At 73.0% G+C, this 17,541-nt stretch carries 14 protein-coding genes; 9 read left to right on the top strand and 5 right to left on the bottom strand.

Annotation, left to right across the window (positions count from 1 at the left end):
* The first annotated feature begins 163 nt into the window (after positions 1–163).
* Together HCN51_RS49435 and HCN51_RS49440 are read left to right on the top strand one after the other, a co-directional pair.
* Positions 164–1,504 (top strand): amino acid permease, encoded by a 1,341-nt coding sequence (locus tag HCN51_RS49435; protein WP_346434080.1) that lies wholly within the window; start codon positions 164–166, stop codon positions 1,502–1,504.
* Between the two features lie 223 nt (positions 1,505–1,727).
* Positions 1,728–2,636: a GDSL-type esterase/lipase family protein gene (locus HCN51_RS49440; RefSeq protein ID WP_168019359.1), complete on the top strand. Its 909-nt coding sequence runs from the start codon at positions 1,728–1,730 to the stop codon at positions 2,634–2,636.
* On the opposite strand, the gene HCN51_RS62750 is transcribed toward HCN51_RS49440, so the two are convergent.
* Positions 2,590–3,522 (bottom strand): chorismate mutase, encoded by a 933-nt coding sequence (locus HCN51_RS62750; RefSeq protein WP_168019361.1) that lies wholly within the window; start codon positions 3,520–3,522, stop codon positions 2,590–2,592. The two genes, HCN51_RS49440 and HCN51_RS62750, sit on opposite strands and share 47 nt — an antisense overlap.
* Positions 3,523–3,808: 286 nt before the next feature.
* Here HCN51_RS62750 and HCN51_RS49450 point away from each other — a divergent pair, with 286 nt between their 5' ends.
* The 6 genes from HCN51_RS49450 to HCN51_RS58595 all read left to right on the top strand — a co-directional run bounded on the left by HCN51_RS49450 (position 3,809) and on the right by HCN51_RS58595 (position 10,709).
* Positions 3,809–5,734: a serine/threonine-protein kinase gene (locus tag HCN51_RS49450; RefSeq protein ID WP_168019363.1), complete on the top strand. Its 1,926-nt coding sequence runs from the start codon at positions 3,809–3,811 to the stop codon at positions 5,732–5,734.
* 14 nt (positions 5,735–5,748) lie between these two features.
* Positions 5,749–7,470: a serine/threonine-protein kinase gene (locus HCN51_RS58590; RefSeq protein WP_346434081.1), complete on the top strand. Its 1,722-nt coding sequence runs from the start codon at positions 5,749–5,751 to the stop codon at positions 7,468–7,470.
* Positions 7,467–8,282 carry an AraC family transcriptional regulator gene (locus HCN51_RS49460; RefSeq protein ID WP_346434082.1) on the top strand — a complete coding sequence of 272 codons (816 nt, stop codon included), beginning with the start codon at positions 7,467–7,469 and terminating at the stop codon, positions 8,280–8,282. The genes HCN51_RS58590 and HCN51_RS49460 overlap by 4 nt, the downstream gene beginning before the upstream one ends.
* Positions 8,283–8,379: 97 nt before the next feature.
* The gene (locus HCN51_RS49465; RefSeq protein WP_168019365.1) at positions 8,380–9,042 is read left to right on the top strand and encodes an AzlC family ABC transporter permease; all 663 of its coding nucleotides are present in this window, start codon (positions 8,380–8,382) and stop codon (positions 9,040–9,042) included.
* 14 nt (positions 9,043–9,056) lie between these two features.
* Positions 9,057–9,368 (top strand): AzlD domain-containing protein, encoded by a 312-nt coding sequence (locus HCN51_RS49470; protein WP_080041045.1) that lies wholly within the window; start codon positions 9,057–9,059, stop codon positions 9,366–9,368.
* A 9-nt stretch (positions 9,369–9,377) separates the two neighbouring features.
* On the top strand, positions 9,378–10,709 hold the full coding sequence (locus tag HCN51_RS58595) for a serine/threonine-protein kinase (RefSeq protein WP_206068805.1): 1,332 nt from the start codon (positions 9,378–9,380) through the stop codon (positions 10,707–10,709).
* Positions 10,710–10,713: 4 nt separating this feature from the next.
* Here the strand turns inward: HCN51_RS58595 and HCN51_RS49480 are convergent, their stop codons facing one another.
* The 3 genes from HCN51_RS49480 to HCN51_RS49490 form a co-directional block, all read right to left on the bottom strand.
* The gene (locus HCN51_RS49480) at positions 10,714–11,643 is read right to left on the bottom strand and encodes an RluA family pseudouridine synthase (protein ID WP_168019367.1); all 930 of its coding nucleotides are present in this window, start codon (positions 11,641–11,643) and stop codon (positions 10,714–10,716) included.
* Positions 11,636–12,148: a signal peptidase II gene (gene lspA / locus HCN51_RS49485; RefSeq protein ID WP_346434084.1), complete on the bottom strand. Its 513-nt coding sequence runs from the start codon at positions 12,146–12,148 to the stop codon at positions 11,636–11,638. Before lspA ends, HCN51_RS49480 begins: the two co-directional genes overlap by 8 nt.
* Before the next feature lie 68 nt (positions 12,149–12,216).
* Positions 12,217–12,606: a TraR/DksA family transcriptional regulator gene (locus HCN51_RS49490; protein ID WP_186405017.1), complete on the bottom strand. Its 390-nt coding sequence runs from the start codon at positions 12,604–12,606 to the stop codon at positions 12,217–12,219.
* Positions 12,607–13,078: 472 nt separating this feature from the next.
* Between HCN51_RS49490 and ileS the strand changes: the two genes are divergently transcribed.
* The gene (gene ileS / locus HCN51_RS49495) at positions 13,079–16,222 is read left to right on the top strand and encodes an isoleucine--tRNA ligase (RefSeq protein ID WP_168019386.1); all 3,144 of its coding nucleotides are present in this window, start codon (positions 13,079–13,081) and stop codon (positions 16,220–16,222) included.
* On the opposite strand, the gene HCN51_RS49500 is transcribed toward ileS, so the two are convergent.
* Complete coding sequence (locus tag HCN51_RS49500; protein WP_168019388.1) at positions 16,197–17,537, bottom strand: MFS transporter; 1,341 nt, start codon at positions 17,535–17,537, stop codon at positions 16,197–16,199. The two genes, ileS and HCN51_RS49500, sit on opposite strands and share 26 nt — an antisense overlap.
* Positions 17,538–17,541: the final 4 nt, after the last annotated feature.

Genomic DNA, 17,541 nt, shown 5'->3' on the forward strand with positions numbered 1-17,541 from the left:
CGGCGCCTCCCGGTCTCTGATGGGTTGTGGCATCTGACTCTAGTGGGCTCCACCGACATCCCGGGGACGCTCCACCGCTCCCCCGGGACGGCGCGCCGCGGGAGGCCGCGATCAGCAGCGGCGATAGTCTCGTACGCACCATCGGTAATCGAGGAGTCACCGAGTGCGCACGCAGACCGACGAGGGCTACACGCACGCGCTGGGCAACCGCCAGGTCCAGATGATCGCCATCGGCGGGGCCATCGGCGTGGGGCTGTTCCTCGGCGCGGGGGGCCGGCTGGCCGCCGCCGGGCCCGCGCTGGTGCTCTCCTACGCCGCCGCCGGGCTGGCCGCCTTCTTCGTCATGCGGGCGCTGGGCGAGCTCGTCCTCTACCGGCCGGTCTCGGGCTCCTTCGTCGAGTACGCCGGCGAGTTCATCGGCCCGTGGGCGGCCTTCGCCAGCGGCTGGATGTACTGGATCAACTGGGCGTTCACCGGCATCGCCGAGCTGACCGCGATCGCCGCCTACATCCACTACTGGGCCCCGGCCTTCCCCCAGTGGCTCACGGCGCTGGTCGCGCTCGGCTTCGTCATGACGGTCAACCTGCTGTCGGTGCGCCTGTTCGGCGAGCTGGAGTTCTGGTTCGCCCTGCTCAAGGTGCTGGCCATCACGGTGTTCCTGGTCGTCGGGCTGGTGCTCGTGGTGTTCGCGATCGGCGCGGCCGGCCCGCACAACCTCGTCGCGCACGGCGGCTTCTTCCCCACCGGGTTCCCTCTGGTGCTGATGAGCCTGCAGTCGGTCGTGTTCGCCTACGCCTCGATCGAGCTGGTCGGCATCACGGCGGGCGAGACGGCCCGGCCGCACGAGGTCATGCCGAAGGCCATCAACGGCGTGGTGTGGCGCATCGCGATCTTCTACGTGGGGTCGGTGGCGCTACTGGCGATGGTGCTGCCCTGGACCGCCTACCGCGCGGGCACCTCCCCGTTCGTGACGGTCTTCGCCGGCCTCGGCGTCCCGTGGGCCGCCGACGCGATGAACCTCGTCGTGATCACCGCCGCGCTCTCGTCCTGCAACTCCGGCCTGTACGCCACCGGCCGCATCCTGCGCTCGATGGCCATGAAGCACGAGGCCCCCCGCTTCGCCGGCGCGCTCAGCGGCCGGCACGTGCCGATCGGCGGCATCCTGTTCACCGCGAGCATGTTCCTGGCCGGGGTGGCGCTGTTCTACTTCCTGCCCGAGCGGGCCTTCAACATCGCCACCGCCGTCGCCTCGCTGGGCGTGATCACCACGTGGGGCGTGCTCGTGTTCTGCCAGACCCGGCTGCGCCGCACCGGGCACCGCTCGGCCTTCCCGATGCCCGGCTCGCCCTACACCAACTGGCTGACGCTGGCGTTCCTGGCGCTGGTGGTGCTGCTGATGCCGTTCGCCGACCAGGACCAGCGGGTCGCGTTCTTCCTCATCCCCGCGCTGGCGATCGCCATCGCCGGAGGCTGGCTCGTCGTGCGGCGCCGCCGCCCGTCCTGACCGCCCCCGCTTGGGTAGGCTCGATGGCGCAGCATCGGAGTCACCGCGTGGGGAGGTCGCACTGGACGCTGCGAGACGGAAGATCGTCCAGACGGCGGCCGCGGCCGCGATCGGCGTCGCCCTGGCGTTGACGTGCCTGCCCCTGGGGGTCTACCCCCGGCTGGCCTGCGCCGTGCTCGACGCCGGCTGCCCCGCCGGCGCACCCCGCGGCGAGTTACCGCGCGTGACCAGGCTGACGGCCGTCCAGGTGGCCCAGAGCGGCACGTACGTCGCGCTCGGCGACTCCTACTCCTCCGGCGAGGGCGTATGGGAGCTGAACCAGCCGCCGGTCAACGACGGGGCCGACCGCTGCCACCGCTCCGAAGGCTCCTACGTGCCGCTCGTCGCCAGGACCTACCGCTTCGGCGGCGGCACCGCCTTCTACGCCTGCAGCGGCGCCACCACCCGCCAGCTCCTGTCGGGCCAGCACGGCCAGCCGCCCCAGATCACCCGCGTCACCTCGGCGGCGAGCCTGGTGACGCTCAGCATCGGCGGCAACGACGCCGGCTTCTCCAAGGTGCTGACCGGCTGCATCGTCAAGCTCCCGTGGTCGTCGGCCTGCGTCGAGCAGGACGCCGCGGTCGCCCGGCGCATCGAGGAGCTGCGCACCGACCTGCTCAAGGTGCTCAGGGAGGTACGCGTCCGCGCCCCCGCCGCGCGGATCATCGTGCTCGGCTACCCCCGCCCGTTCCCCAAGGAGCCGGTGGAGACCATCGACAACCTCTCCGCGGCCGACCAGCGCTGGCTGAACACCGTGGCCCGGCGGCTGAACGACACCGTGGGGTCGGTGGTGAAGGACTTCGACCGGGCCATCGCCGCGTTCGGGGCGCCGGGCAGCGCCGAGTACGTGGACGCCTACGAGGCGTTCGACGGGCACGAGGTGGGCAGGCCCCAGCCGTACCTCAACGGGCTGGCGGTCGACATGGACGAGCTGCAGGTCAACGCGCGCAGCTACCACCCGACCGGCGCCGGCTACCGCCGCTTCGCCGAGCTCATCACCCACCAGATCGCCGCCGGGCCCGGCAGGCCGATGAACAACGTGCTGCTCACCGATCCGAACGCTCCTCGGCCAGGTGCAGCCCCGCCTCGATGACGGCGTTCATGATGGCCGACAGCCGCGACTCGCCCAGCGCGGGCGCCCGCACGGCCATCCTGGCCACGACGTCGCGCTCGCGCCCCAGGTCGCGCCCGGCGAAGCCGCCGACGGGCTTGAGCCGCTGCACCATGCCGGCCAGCTCGGCGCGCCGCTCCAGCAGCGTGGCCAGGGCGGCGTCGACCCGGTCGATGGCCTGCCGGCACTCGGCCAGCGTGCCGGGCCGCTCGTCGCGCAGCAGCGCGCCGACGACGGTCACGGCCTCCTCGGCCACCCGCCGCCGCGCCGCGGAAGCAGCCGCCCGGCCCGCTGCGGTGGCCGCCCCGTTCACGCCCGCCGCTCCCGGATCCGCCGCGTCCGTCTCGTCCGCTTCCGTGCCCTCCGCGTCCGTCCCGATGATCAGACCGTCGGCGCCGGCCGCGACGGCGGCGGCCGACAGGCCGAGGTCGGCGGAGACGTCCACCAGCACCGGGCGCCCCGAGGCCGCCCGCGCGGCCCGTACGAGCGCCAGGTCGGGGCGGCGGCCCCCCTCGCAGAGGATCACCCTCCCGTCGCCCTCGCCCGCGCAGTAGGCCGCCAGCTGCAGCCACTCCTCCATGGAGGCGGCGGCCCGCCGCTCCACCACGACCGGCAGCCCCAGCCCCGCCGCCGCGCGCACGAGGGGGATGTCGCGCGTCCACGACGCCCCCACCACCACGGCCGCCGCGTGCTCGGCGATCTCCGGCAGGTCGGCGGCCGTGGCCGGCTCCGCCAGCGTGACGCCCGCGCGCAGCGCCGCGCGCGGGCCCGTGCGCAGGCTCACCCTGTCGCTGATCACCACGGCGGGCCCGGCGCCCACGAGGAGGCCGCCCACGGCGACCGCGTGCCGTTCCAAGGTCGATGACATCCCGACTCCTCATTCGGCCGGCCCCTGGAGCCGGCGGAAAACCAAAAAGGCAGAGACGGGGTGTCTCTGCCTCGTGCCGACTCCAGGTGGTCGCTAGCTGACGACCGGCTCTCCCGGAGCCGGCTCGGTAAACGCGTAGCGACGACAAGTCATATCCGAACCCTACACCCCCGCCTCCACCTGCTGGGCGGCACTTCTCACATGGCGGACTGTCCTTCTGGCGAGTCGCCGTTGATCCCTGCCCGTGAGAGTATTTCTTGGCCTAGAGGAGGGTTTGAGGCCGTTGATGTCGGATCGCAAGCAGGACGGACGCCGCATCGCCGGCCGCTACCAGCTGCAGGAACCCATCGGCAGGGGCGGAATGGGCATCGTGTGGCGCGCCTACGACGAGCTCCTGGACCGCACGGTCGCGGTCAAGGAGGTCAGGTACGCCGCCGCCCTGGGCGAAGAGGTGCAGCTGCTGAACCGGCGCACGATGCGCGAGGCGAGGGCGGCGGCGAGGTTCGAGCATCCCAACGTGATCGTCGTGCACGACGTGATCGAGGAGGACGAGCGTCCCTGGATCGTCATGCAGCTCGTCCCGTCGCGCTCGCTCGGCGCGGTGATCAAGCAGGACGGGCCGCTGCCGCCCAAGCGGGTGGCCGAGATCGGCCTGGCCGTGCTCGACGCGCTGCACCGCGCCCACGAGGCGGGCGTGCTGCACCGCGACGTCAAGCCCGAGAACGTGCTCCTGGCCGACGACGGCCGCGTCGTGCTCACCGACTTCGGCATCGCCACGCTGGAGACCGAGACGCAGCTCACCGTGACGGGCCTGGCGGGCACGCCCGCGTTCATCGCGCCCGAGCGGCTCAAGGGACTGCCCGCGCGGCGCGAGTCCGACCTGTGGTCGCTGGGCGCCACGCTCTACACGGCGGTGGAGGGCCGCTCCCCGCACGAGCGCGGCATGGCGCTGGCCACCATGCACGCCGTGCTCACCGACGAGCCCGATCCCGCCACCCACGCGGGCCCGCTCACCGACGTGATCAACGGGCTGCTGGTGAAGGAGCCGGTGCAGCGGCTGACGTACGAGGAGACGCAGCGCATGCTGCGCCGGGCCCTGGCCGACATGACGGCCGCCGAACTGGCCGCCTCGGCCCCCGCTCCGGCCCCGGCGCCCACCGCCCAGTTCCCCGCCGCGCGGCCTCCCGTCCAGGAGCTGCACGTGCCGGCCGCGCCCCAGCGGCCCGCCGCGCCGCCCGCCCAGCCGAAGCGGACCCGCCCCGCCAAGGCCAGGCGGCCGTACGAGCCCGTCGAGGACGACACCCCCACCGACCCCAACCTGCGCGCCGCCGCCGCCCTCCCCGGCGCCGCCGAGCAGGAGGAGATGCCGGAGACGGGCGCGCGCATCCCGCAGACGCCGACCGTCGAGCCGCCCCGGCCGACGGCCGAGTCCACCATGGACGCGGCCAAGCCCGAGCAGCAGAGCCGCCCCACGATCGTCATCGCGGCGGCCGTGGCGGTCCTGCTGGTGGCGGCCGTCGGCGGCTACCTCGGCCTCAACTCCGCGCCCGACGACCAGACCGCGCAGCGCGCCGGCGCGCGGGCGGCGACCGTGACCACCGGCCCGACCCAGACGCCCGGCGCCTCCACGTCGCCGTCGGCCCCGCCCACGTCGGCCCAGCCCACGACGGCCCCGCCTTCGACGACGCCGCCCTCGGCCTCACCCTCCGAGCCGGCCTCCCCGAGCTCCTCCCCCACCTCGACGCCCGAGGAGACGAAGGACCCGCTGCCGTCCGGCTGGAAGTACTACACGGACAAGAAGCTCGGGTTCAAGATCGGCCTGCCCAAGGGGTGGGACGAGTGGACGCGCACCGGCCGGAGCGTGGAGTTCAAGGGCCCGGGCGGCGCGCCCAACGCGCACGTACGCGTCGAGGAGATGCCCAAGCTGGGCAAGGACCCGCTGAAGGGCTGGAAGAAGCTCGAACCCCGGATGAAGGACCAGTTCGGCGGCTACGACAAGATCGACATCAAGAAGGTCGACTACCGCAAGGCCGCCGCCGACTGGGACTTCTACTGGCCCACCAACACCGGCAAGAGCCGCATCCGCTACCGAGGGTTCATCGCCGAGGACGGGAAGGCGTACGCCATCTACTGGCACACGCTCAGCAGCCACTGGAAGAAGGACTACGACTTCTTCGAGGGCTTCTGTGCCACTTTCGTGCCACCCAAGTAGGTAGGCTGCGCTGCGTGCACGTCAGCAATCGCTACCGCCTCATCGAGCCGCTCGGCGAAGGCGGCATGGGCGTCGTGTGGCGGGCCTACGACGAGCTGCTCGACCGTACGGTGGCGATCAAGGAGGTCCGCTACACCGGCGTCGGCGACGCCAAGCGGGCCGAGCTCAACCGCCGCACCATCAGGGAGGCCAGGGCCGCCGGGCGGCTCGACCACCCGTCGGTCGTCGTCATCCACGACGTCGTGGAGGAGGACGGCCGGCCCTGGATCGTGATGCAGCTCGTCCGCTCGCGCTCGCTGGCGCAGGTGATCGGCGAGAGCGGGCCGCTGCGACCCGGGCAGGTCGCGGTGATCGGCGGCCGGGTCCTCGACGCGCTGCGGGCCGCGCACGCCACCGGCGTGCTGCACCGTGACGTCAAGCCCGAGAACGTGCTGCTGGCCGACGACGGCCGCGTCGTCCTCACCGACTTCGGCATCGCCTCCATGGAGACCGAGGCGGGGCTGACGGCCACCGGCGGGCTGGTGGGCACGCCCGCGTACATGCCGCCCGAGCGGCTGAACGGCGATCCCGCCCGCCCCGAGTCCGACCTGTGGGCGCTGGGCGCCACCCTGTACACGGCGGTCGAGGGCCGGCCGCCGTTCAAGCGCGACTCGTGGGCCGCGACGGTGGCGGCGGTGCTGCGCGACGAGCCGGAGCCGCCGGTGCGGGCCGGCGCGCTGGAGCCGGTCATCATGGGGCTGCTGCGCCGCGACCCCGCCGCCCGGCTGCCCGCCGAGCAGGCCGCCAGACTCCTGTACGAGGCCGCGTCGGCGCCGCCCGGCCCGTTCGCCCCCGCGCCTCCTGACACCCCGTCGTCGCACTGGCAGGCGGCCACCGGCCCCGGCCCGCGCGGCACCACCGGCCCCGGCCCGCGCGGCACCACCGACCCGGCGGCCGGCAGCCACTGGCGGACGACCGGCAGCGGCCCGCACCCGGGCGGGCCCGCTTCGGGCCCGTCGCACACCATGCCCGAGCAGCGGCGCGGGCGGCGCAAGGCGCTCTGGATCGGCCTGCCCGCCGCGCTGGTGACCGTGGCGGCGCTGGGCACGGGCGGCGTCCTGCTGTCCGACAAGTGGAACGCCACGGCCCCCACCCTCAGCCCGGCCCCCAGCCCCACCCGGACGACCCCCAGCCCCACCGAAGCACCCACCACAGCACCCACCACAGCACCCACCACAGCACCCACCACTGAGCCGGCCGAGGCCACCGCCACCCCCGAGCCCACCCGGACGGCGGCGACGGTGCCCGAAGGCTGGCGCTCGTACCGGAACGCGGCCGGCCGCTTCCGGATCGCGATGCCCGAGCGGTGGCGCGCGGAGAAGAACCCCACCCGCGACAGCATCACCATCAAGGGCCCCGGCACCCCCGGCATGATGATCGTCGAGTGGACCGTCCCCGACATCCCGTGGGACGACCCGGTGCGGCACTGGCTCGGCCTGGAGAAGGAGATCCGCGCCAAGGGCGAGTTCCAGCAGTACGAGCGCGTCGGCATCACCCCCACCGGCTACCTGGGGCTGAAGGCGGCCGACTGGGAGTTCACCCGGGTCCGCGACGGGCAGACGATCCACGTGATCAACCGCGGCTTCCACACCGACGACGGCCGCCCGTACGCGCTGTACTGGGAGACCACCGACTCCCGCTGGGACGCCGACCGGCACTACTTCGAGACGTTCGTCAAGACGTTCAGGCCCCTGTGAAGGAGCAGGCCCGGTTCTGGCGGCACCCGGCGGTGCCGGGCACCGACCTGCTCAAGGCCCGCTACGTGACGCACCGCTTCTCCCGGCACGTGCACGACGGCTACGCGATCGGGCTGATCGTCTCGGGGGTGGAGGAGTTCGACTACCGCGGCACCCTGCACCGGGCGGCGGCCGGCGAGCTGGTGCTCGTCAACCCCGACGCGGTGCACACGGGGCACGCCGGGGTGCCGGGCGGGTGGGCGTACCGGATGCTCTACCCGTCGATCGACGCGCTGGCCGGGATCGCGGCGGAGCTGGGGGCGCCCTTTGGGACGCCGCACTTCCCCGAGCAGGTGGTGCGCGACGAGCAGGTGGCGGCGCTGCTGCGGCGGGCGCACGAGGCGGCCGAGCGGGGTGACGCGCTGGCGGCCTCGACGCTGAGCCGCACGATGTTCGCCCGGCTGCTGTCCCGCCACGCCGCGCCGAGGCCCGCGGCGGTGCTGCCGGCGGAGGGCAGGCGGGCGGTGCGCGCGGCGCTCGACGTGCTGCACGAGAGCCTCGTGGACCCGCCGACGCTGGAGGGGCTGGCGCAGGCGGTGGGGGCACGGCCGTTCGCGCTGCTGCGGGCGTTCAAGGCCGTCACGGGGCTGCCGCCGCACGCCTACCTCACCTCGCTGCGAGTGCGGCAGGCGCGCCGGCTGCTGCAGTCCGGCGTGCGGCCCGCGCGGGTGGCCGCCGAGGTGGGCTTCACCGACCAGGCCCACCTGAGCCGCCACTTCAAGCGCATCGTCGGCGTTCCGCCCGCCGCGTATCAGCGGGCCGCAGGAGCGTAGAAGCCGCCGCCCGTCAGCGGGCGTGGGGGCGTACCCATCAACAAGCCGCAAGAACGTACAAGACGGGCTATTCGCCCGGCGCCTAGCGTCGGGCGGCATGGAAGAGACGACCTCCCGTTCCGCCGCCGTGCGGGACGGTCTCGGCGTGGGGCTGGCCGTGGGCCTGTCCGGGATCGCCTTCGGCGCCGCCGCGGTCACCGCGGGCCTGTCCGTGCCGCAGGCATGCGTGCTGAGCCTCCTGGCGTTCACGGGCGCCTCGCAGTTCGCGCTGACCGGCGCGGTCGCCGCCGGCGGCGACCTGGTGGCCGCCACGCTGGGCGCGCTGCTGCTCGGCGGCCGCAACACGCTCTACGGCCTGCGCATGGCCGAGCTCCTTCGGGTACGCGGCCCGCGCCGCCTGCTGGCCGCCCACGGCGTGATCGACGAGACCACGGCCGTCACGATGGCCCAGCCCACCCCGGAGTCGGCCCGCACGGGTTTCGTGACGACGTTCGCCAGCCTCTACACCACCTGGAACCTGAGCACGCTGGCCGGCGCGTACGGCACCTCGTTCCTGGGCGACCCGGCCGTGCTGGGCCTGGACGTGGTGGGCCCGGTGGCGTTCCTGGCCATCCTGTGGCCGCGCCTGGCGGCCAGCGCGGAGCTGCGCTGGCTGGCGGCGGGGGCGGCGGCGATCGCTCTGTGCGCGACCCCGTTCCTGCCGGCCGGCGTGCCGGTGCTGCTGTCGGCCGCCGCGGTGCTGGTGGTGCTGTTCCGATGACCGGGGGTGCTCCGATGGCGTTGTGGTGGGCGATCGCGGCCGTCTGCGCGGGCTGCTACGCGTTGAAGCTGGCGGGGCTGGCCGCGCCCCGGCGGGTGCTGGAGCATCCGCGGGTGCGCAGGTTCGCGGAGCTGGTGCCGGTGGCGCTGCTGGCGGCGCTGATCGCGGTGCAGACGTTCACGGCTCAGGGCGGGCTGAGCTTCGACCCGGCGCGGGCGGCGGGGCTGGGGGCGGCGGTGGTGGCGTTGCTGCTGCGGGCGCCGTTCCTCGTCGTGCTGGCCTCGGCGGCCGTGGTCACCGCGCTTGCCCGGATGCTTCTGGGGTAGTCGCCGTGCATGTCCGATTCAGTAGGGTTGGTGGTCGGTGGGCGTTATCGGCTGCTCAGGACCATCGGAAAGGGCGGCATGGGCATGGTGTGGCATGCCCACGACGAGGTGCTCGGCCGGGACGTGGCCGTCAAGGAGGTGCTTCCCCCTCCCAACATGAGCGGCCCTGAGCGCGAGGAGTTCGCCGTACGGACCTTCCGCGAGGCCAGGGCGGCGGGCCGGGTGGCGCATCCCGGCGTGGCCACCGTCTATGACGTCCTGGAGGAGCGCGGTCACCCCTGGATCGTCATGCAGCTCGTGCAGTCGCGCACGCTGGGCGCGCTGATCCGCGAGGAGGGTCCGATGCCGCCCGCGCAGGCGGCGGGCATCGGGTTACAGCTCCTGGAGGCGCTGCGCGCGGCGCACGCGGCCGGGGTGCTGCACCGCGACGTCAAGCCCGACAACGTGCTGCTGTCGCAGGACGGCCGCGCGGTCCTGACCGACTTCGGCATCGCCACCACTGAGGATGAGGCGCCGGTCACGAGGACGGGCATCCTGGTCGGCACCCCCGCGTTCATGGCGCCGGAGCGGGCCGCCGGCGGCCGGGCCACGCCCGCCTCGGACCTGTGGTCGGTGGGCGTGACGCTCTACCTGGCCGTCGAGGGCCACTCCCCCTTCCAGCGGGACACCGCCCTGGCCACGCTGGGCGCCGTCATGCACGCCGAGCCCCGGCCGCTGGCCCGCGCGGGCGTGCTCGCCCCCGTCCTGCTCGGGCTGCTGCGCAAGGACCCGGCCGAGCGCATGTCGCTGGAGGAGGCGGAGCGGCGGCTGACCGCGATCCTGACCGGCGCCGCGCCCGAGCGGACCGGCCCCGTCACCGTCCCGGCGGGTCACCGGCGCCCGCGGCGGCGGCTGCTGCCGCTGGCCGCGATCGTCGGCGGCGCGCTGGCCGTCGGGCTGGTCACCGGGGGCGCGGCCTGGTGGTCGCAGCGACCGCGGCAGCCGGTCACCCCCAGCCCTGTGCCCGCCGTGGTGACCACCGAGAAGACGACCGTGTACGAGTCGCCCACCCCGGAGCTGAAGACCACCCGGCCGGAGAGCACCGCCCCGTCCCCCTCCGGGCCGCCGTCTCCGCCCCAGTCCCGGCCGCAGTCCCACGAGGCGAGGACCAGCAGCACCCCGCCGCCGACGCGCGAGCAGCAGCCGCGCAGCCCGTCGCCCACGGCGAAGAAGAAGACCCCCACCAAGGAGCCGAAGCCGACCAAGACCAAGGAGGAGGCCACCGGCCGGGCCCCCGGCCAGATCGAGGGCACGGGCAACGGCCGGGCGCTCGGCAAGGGCAAGAAGAAGAAGTCCGCCTGAGCGGCTAGGACTCCTCGCGCACGATGTCGAGCGCCTTCTGCAGGTCCTGCGGGTAGTCGGTGCTGAACGACATCCACTCCCCCGTCGAGGGGTGCTCGAAGCCGAGCGCGACCGCGTGCAACCACTGCCGCGTGACGCCCAGCCGGGCCGCCAGCGTCGGGTCGGCGCCGTACAGCAGGTCGCCGACGCACGGGTGGCGCAGCGCCGACATGTGCACCCGGATCTGGTGCGTACGCCCCGTCTCCAGCTTGATGTCCAGCAGCGACGCCGCCCTGAACGCCTCCACCGTGTCGTAGTGCGTGACGGACGGCTTGCCCCCGGCCACCACCGCGAAGCGGCCGTCGCCCGACGGGTGCCGGTCGATGGGCGCGTCGACCGTGCCCCTGAACGGGTCGGGATGGCCCTGCACCAGCGCGTGGTAGCGCTTGTCGACCGTGCGCTCCTTGAAGGCCCGCTTGAGGTGGGAGTAGGCGTGCTCGCTCTTCGCCACCACCATGGCGCCCGTGGTGTTGGCGTCGAGCCGATGCACGATGCCCTGGCGCTCGGCGGCGCCGCTGGTGGCGATCGTGTGCCCGGCGCCGAGCAGCCCGCCGATCACCGTGGGGCCGGTCCAGCCGACGGTGGGGTGGGCGGCCACGCCGATGGGCTTGTTGACCACGATGATGTCGTCGTCCTCGTACACGATGGACATGCCCGGCACCGGCTCGGCCACCGGCATGGGCGTGCTGACCGGCGGCGGCAGCGTGACGTCCAGCCACGCGCCCGCGTGCACCCGGTCCGACTTGGCCGGCTGGCGGCCGTCCACGAGCACCTCGCCGGCCGTGATCAGCTCGGCCGCGCGGGTGCGGGAGAAGCCGAACAGCCGCGAGAGGGCGGCGTCGAGCCGCTCGCCCTCCAGCCCGTCGGGCACCGGCAGGCTGCGCTGCTCAGTCATTGCCGCTCACCTCCCTCGACCCGTCGATCTGCACGTTGCGCCAGGCCAGGATGACCGCCAGGATGCCGCCGCAGACGATCGCCGAGTCGGCGATGTTGAAGACCGGGAAGTAGTCGATGACCGGGAAGTTGCCCGGCAGCACCTCGATGAAGTCGACCACGTGCCCCTGGAGCTGCGTGGAGCGCCCGAACCCCGACGGGTAGCGCAGCAGCCGGTCGGTGAGGTTGCCCGTCGCGCCGCCCAGCAGCAGGCCGAGCGTGACCGCCCAGGACCGGCTGCCGAGCTTGCGCGCCGTGCGCACGATCGCCACGACGACACCCGCCGCGATGAAGGTGAAGATGAACGTCATCCCGGTGCCGATGCTGAACGCGGCACCCGAGTTGAAGATCACCCTGAACTGCAGCACGCCCGGGATGACGACCAGCGGCGGCTCACCCTCCAGCGACCGCAGCACCACCGTCTTGGTGGCCAGGTCAGCCGCGTAGATCACGGCCGCCAGCGCCACGAGAACGGCGAAGAGGCGCCGGCGGGGCCTGCCCGCCGCGCCTCCCGTGCCCGTGGCGGGGGAGCCCGTTACCGGCGCTCCTCCTTCTGCTTGCAGGTCACGCACAGCGTCGCCCTCGGGAACGCCTGGAGGCGTTCCTTGCCGATCGGCTTGTGGCACGATTCGCACACTCCATAGGTCCCTGCGTCGATCCTGGCGATCGCACGTTCGTTCTGCGCGACCAGATCGCGCGCATTCAGGGTAAGGGCGATCTCGCGTTCGCGCTCGTACGTCTTGGCGCCGGCGTCGGCCTGGTCGTCGCCCGCGCCCTGGGTCACGTCCCCAGAGGCTATCTCCGACTCGTGGCGGAGGATGTCCGCCTCGAGCTCGTCGATCTCCGTCTGGAGCCTGCCGCGTACCTCGGCCAGCTCCTCTTCCGACCACATCGAGGGTGTCGCGGTCTGCGTGACTGCCGCCATGGCTGCCTCCATTGCTGATCAAGGCCGTAAATGGTGCGGGCAGCTTAGGATCCAGATAACGGAACGGCAAACGACCCGCCGGACGGTTTACCTCCCCCGTACTATCCCGCCTCGCGCATTCAACTCCTCCCCAGCGGCGTCCATTCCCACATCTTTGCGCCGTTGACGACTTGCGTACCGGTCGCTGATCGGGGGACGGGGCGCCACCAGGAAAACAAGGAAGCCTTCGCCTCCACTCTGCGTTATGGTTTGAGACTGCAAGGCGTTGATGGGGCCCCACTGTGAGGGATATCACCCCGGAGCCGCCGGAAGAACGGCTCTCCCGAGAGCTCATTAGACCCGGCAGCAGCCCAAAATGAAGAGGGCCCCGCCCCGCGCGGGGTCAAGAAGGGTGGTACCGCGGAGCCGCCAGGCTTCGTCCCTTCACGCGTCAAGCCCAGTCGTTTGATCAAGCGTGGAGGTCGCGCCCGAGATGTCTTCCCCATCATTCCGCTCTCTTCCCGCGCAGGTCGACCTGCCCGCGCTCGAGCGCGAGGTCCTCGACCGCTGGCGGGACGGGAAGATCTTCGAGCGTTCCGTCGAGCAGAACGCGGGCAACCCCGCCTGGGTCTTCTACGAGGGCCCGCCCACCGCCAACGGCCTGCCCGGCGTGCACCACGTCGAGGCCCGCGTCTTCAAGGACCTGTTCCCCCGCTACAAGTCGATGCGCGGCTTCAGCGTGCCCCGCAAGGCGGGCTGGGACTGCCACGGCCTGCCCGTCGAGGTGGGCGTCGAGCGGGAGCTGGGCCTGTCGGGCAAGCGCGACATCGAGACGTACGGCATCGCCGAGTTCAACGCCAAGTGCCGCGAGTCGGTGCTGCGGCACGTCGACGCCTTCGAGCAGATGACCGAGCGGATGGGCTACTGGATCGACCTGTCCCAGGCCTACCGCACGATGGACCCGTCCTACGTCGAGTCCGTGTGGTGGTCGCTGAAGGTCGTCTTCGACAAGGGCCTGCTGTTCCGCGACTTCCGCATCACGCCCTACTGCCCGCGTTGCGGCACCGGCCTGTCCGACCACGAGCTGGGCCAGCCCGGCGCCTACGAGACCGTCTCCAGCCCGTCGGTCTACGTCCGCATGCCCGCCACCTCCGGCCCGCTGGCCGAGCTCGGCGCCGCGCTGCTCATCTGGACGACCACGCCGTGGACGCTCGTCTCCAACACCGCCGTGGCCGTGCACCCCGACGTCACCTACGTCGCCGCCCGCACCGCCGACGGCGAGGTCCTCGTCGTGGCCGAGCCGCTGCTGTCGGTGCTCGGCGAGGGCGCCACCGAGGTGGCCCGCTTCACCGGCCGCGAGCTGGAGCACACCACCTACACGCGCCCGTTCGACCTGGTCGACATCCCGGGCGCCCACTACGTCGTGCTCGGCGACTACGTGACCGTCGAGGACGGCACCGGCCTGGTCCACCAGGCGCCCGCCTTCGGCGCCGACGACATGGCCGTGATCAGGAAGTACGAGATGCCGGTCGTCAACCCGATCGGCCCCGACGGCCGCTTCCTCGACGACGTGCCCATGGTCGGCGGGACGTTCTTCAAGGACGCCGACGAGGAGCTGACCGAGGACCTGCGGGCGCGCGGCCTGCTCTACCGCGGCGGCCACTTCGAGCACAGCTACCCGCACTGCTGGCGCTGCCACACGGCGCTGCTCTACTACGCCCTGCCCTCCTGGTACATCCGCACCACCGCGATCAAGGACCAGATGCTGTCCGAGAACGCCGACACCAACTGGTTCCCCGAAACGATCAAGTGGGGCCGGTTCGGCGAGTGGCTGCGCGGCAACGTCGACTGGTCGCTGTCGCGCTCGCGCTACTGGGGCACGCCGCTGCCGCTGTGGGTGTGCTCCGAGGACGAGTCGCACGTGACGTGCGTCGGGTCGCTGGAGGAGCTGGGCACGCTGGCCGGCCGCGACGTCTCGGCCCTCGACCCGCACCGCCCGTACGTCGACGACGTCACCTTCGACTGCCCGTCGTGCGGCGCCCTGGCCACGCGCGTGCCCGACGTCATCGACGCCTGGTACGACTCGGGCTCCATGCCGTTCGCCCAGTGGGGCGAGCGCGGCAAGCCGGACGTCTACCCGGCCGACTTCATCTGCGAGGCCACCGACCAGACGCGCGGCTGGTTCTACTCGATGATGGCCGTCGGCACGCTCGTCTTCGGCCAGTCGTCCTTCCGGAACGTGCTGTGCCTCGGCCTCATCCTGGCCGAGGACGGCCGCAAGATGAGCAAGCACCTAGGCAACATCCTCGAGCCGATCCCGCTGATGGACCAGCACGGGGCCGACGCGCTGCGCTGGTTCATGGCCTGCTCCGGCTCGCCGTGGGCGGCCCGCCGGGTGGGCCACACCACGCTGGAGGAGATCGTCCGCAAGGTCCTGCTGACCCTGTGGAACACCTCGTCGTTCTTCACCCTCTACGCCAACGCCGAGTCCTGGTCCCCGGACAAGCTCGCCGAGGCCGCGCCGGCGGCGCAGCGCCCGCTGCTCGACCGCTGGGCGCTGGCCGAGCTGCACCGCACGGTGGCCGAGGTCACCTCGGCGCTCGACGAGTACGACACCCAGCGGGCCGGCCGCCGCCTGGCCGACTTCCTCGACGACCTGTCCAACTGGTACGTCCGCCGCTCGCGCCGCCGCTTCTGGCAGGGCTCCCCGGACGCGTTCGCGACCCTGTACGAGTGCCTGGAGACGGTGCTGCGGCTGATGGCGCCGATCACGCCGTTCGTCACCGACTACCTGTGGGACGTCCTGCGCCCGGCCGGCGCGCCCTCCTCGGTCCACCTCGCCACGTGGCCCGAGGTGCGCGCGGACCTGCTCGACCCGGCGCTGTCGGACCAGATGGCCCTCGTGCGGCGCCTGGTGGAGCTGGGCCGCTCGGCCCGCGCCTCCTCGGGCGTCAAGACCCGCCAGCCGCTGCGCCGGGCCCTGGTCGGCGCGCACGGCTGGCCGTCGCTGCCCGACGAGCTGCGCGGCCTCGTCGCCGACGAGCTGAACGTCCAGGCACTGGAGGACATGTCCGGCTTCAGCGCCGACCTCGTGTCCTACACGATCAAGCCGAACTTCCGCGCCCTGGGCAAGCGCTTCGGCTCGCAGACCAAGCTCGTGGCGGCCGCCGTCACCGCCGCCGACGCCGCCCGCGTCGCCCGTGCCCTGCGCTCGGGCGCCACCGTCATGGTGGAGGCCGACGAGCTCGGCGAGGTCATGCTCGGCCCCGACGAGGTGATCGTCAACGAGCAGCCCCGCTCCGGCTGGGCCGTCGAGACCGGCGCCATCGGCACCGGCACCGGCGAGACGATCGCGCTCGACCTGGAGCTGACCGACGAGCTGCGCCGCGCCGGCCTGCTGCGCGAGGTCATCCGCCTCGTCCAGGAGGCCCGCAAGTCGACCGGCCTGTCCATCACCGACCGGATCGACCTGTGGTGGAGCGCCACCTCCGACGACCTCGCCGCCGCGCTGCGCACGCAGGGTCACGTGGTGGGCGAGGAGGTCCTGGCGACCACCATCGCGGAGGGCACCGCCGCGGACCTCCCGTCCCACACGGACGCCGACCTCGGCCTCACCTTCCAGCTCCGCCGCGCCTGACCGACCCCGGGGAGGGGGCACCCTCCGGCGCCCCCTCCCCGCCCAGGCCCTCGACGTCCCGCACACCCCGCGGGGCCCCGTCCAGATCCTCGACATCCTTCACGCCCCGCAGAGCCGCGTACACCGGCAGCGGCGACAGCAGCACGACGACCGCCGCCACCCACAGGGTCTGCCGCGCCCCCGCCACCTCCCCCAGCACCCCGCCCAGCAGGGCGCCCAGGGGGAACAGCCCCATCATGAGGAACCGCATGGTGGCGTTGACCCGGCCCAGCATCCGCTCCGGGCACAGCCGCTGGCGCAGGCTGACGTTCGTGACCGCGTACACGATCTGCCCCAGCTCCCCCGCCGCCGTCCCGACCACGAGCAGCCCCACCGCCCAGCCCCGCCCCGCCAGGGGGCTGAGCATCGCGACGGGCCCCGTCACGGCCAGGGCCAGCCAGATCACCCTCGCCGACCCCGCACGGCGCGCGAGCAGCGGCGTGAGGGCCGCACCCGCCAGGGCGGCGACGGAGCCGGCGGCGAGCACGAGCCCGATGCCGGTGGGCGACAGGCCGAGCGTGCGGACCATGAACACGAAGCTCACCGCCGACGCGAGCGCGAAGGCGAAGTTCCCGGCGGCACTGGTGATCGCCGTCGCCCGCAGCACCGGCGTCCTGAGAACGAACACCAGCCCTTCCCTGATCTCGGCGCCCAGCCCCGCCGACGCCGATGCGGCGGGAACCGGCGCCGGCTCACGGGCCTTGATGGCCAGCAACGAGACGGCCGACGCAGCGAACGTGACCGCCTGAACGAGCACCACGTTCGCCGCGCCCAGCACACTCACGGCCCACCCACCGGCCCCCGGCCCCGCCACCTGCCCACCCGCCCGGATGCTCTCCATCGCCGAGTTCCCCGCGAGCAGACCCTCCCGCCCCACCACGGACGGCAGATAACTCTGGTACCCCACATCGAAGAACACCCTGGCAACCCCGGCCAGCAGCGAGACGACCACGAGCTGCCAGATGCCCAGCACCTCGAACATGGCGGCGAGCGGCACCGTGGCCAGCACCACCGCGCGAGCCAGATCGGCCCCCACGAGCACGGGCCGCCGCCGCCGCCACCGATCGACCCACGCCCCGGCCGGCAGCCCGATCACCGCGAACGCGACCGTCCCGGAAGCCGTGATCAGGCCGAGCTGCAGGGGTGAGGCATCAAGGGTCACAACGGCCAGCAACGGCACCGCCACGCCGCTGACCTGCGTACCGAGCTGGGCGGTGGTCTGCCCGAACAGGAGCAGCCGGAAATCGCGCCGCTTGAACGGCGAACGGCTGGACATCGAA

The sequence above is a fragment of the Nonomuraea composti genome (assembly GCF_012034275.1).
In the GTDB taxonomy this organism is placed as follows: domain Bacteria; phylum Actinomycetota; class Actinomycetes; order Streptosporangiales; family Streptosporangiaceae; genus Nonomuraea; species Nonomuraea composti.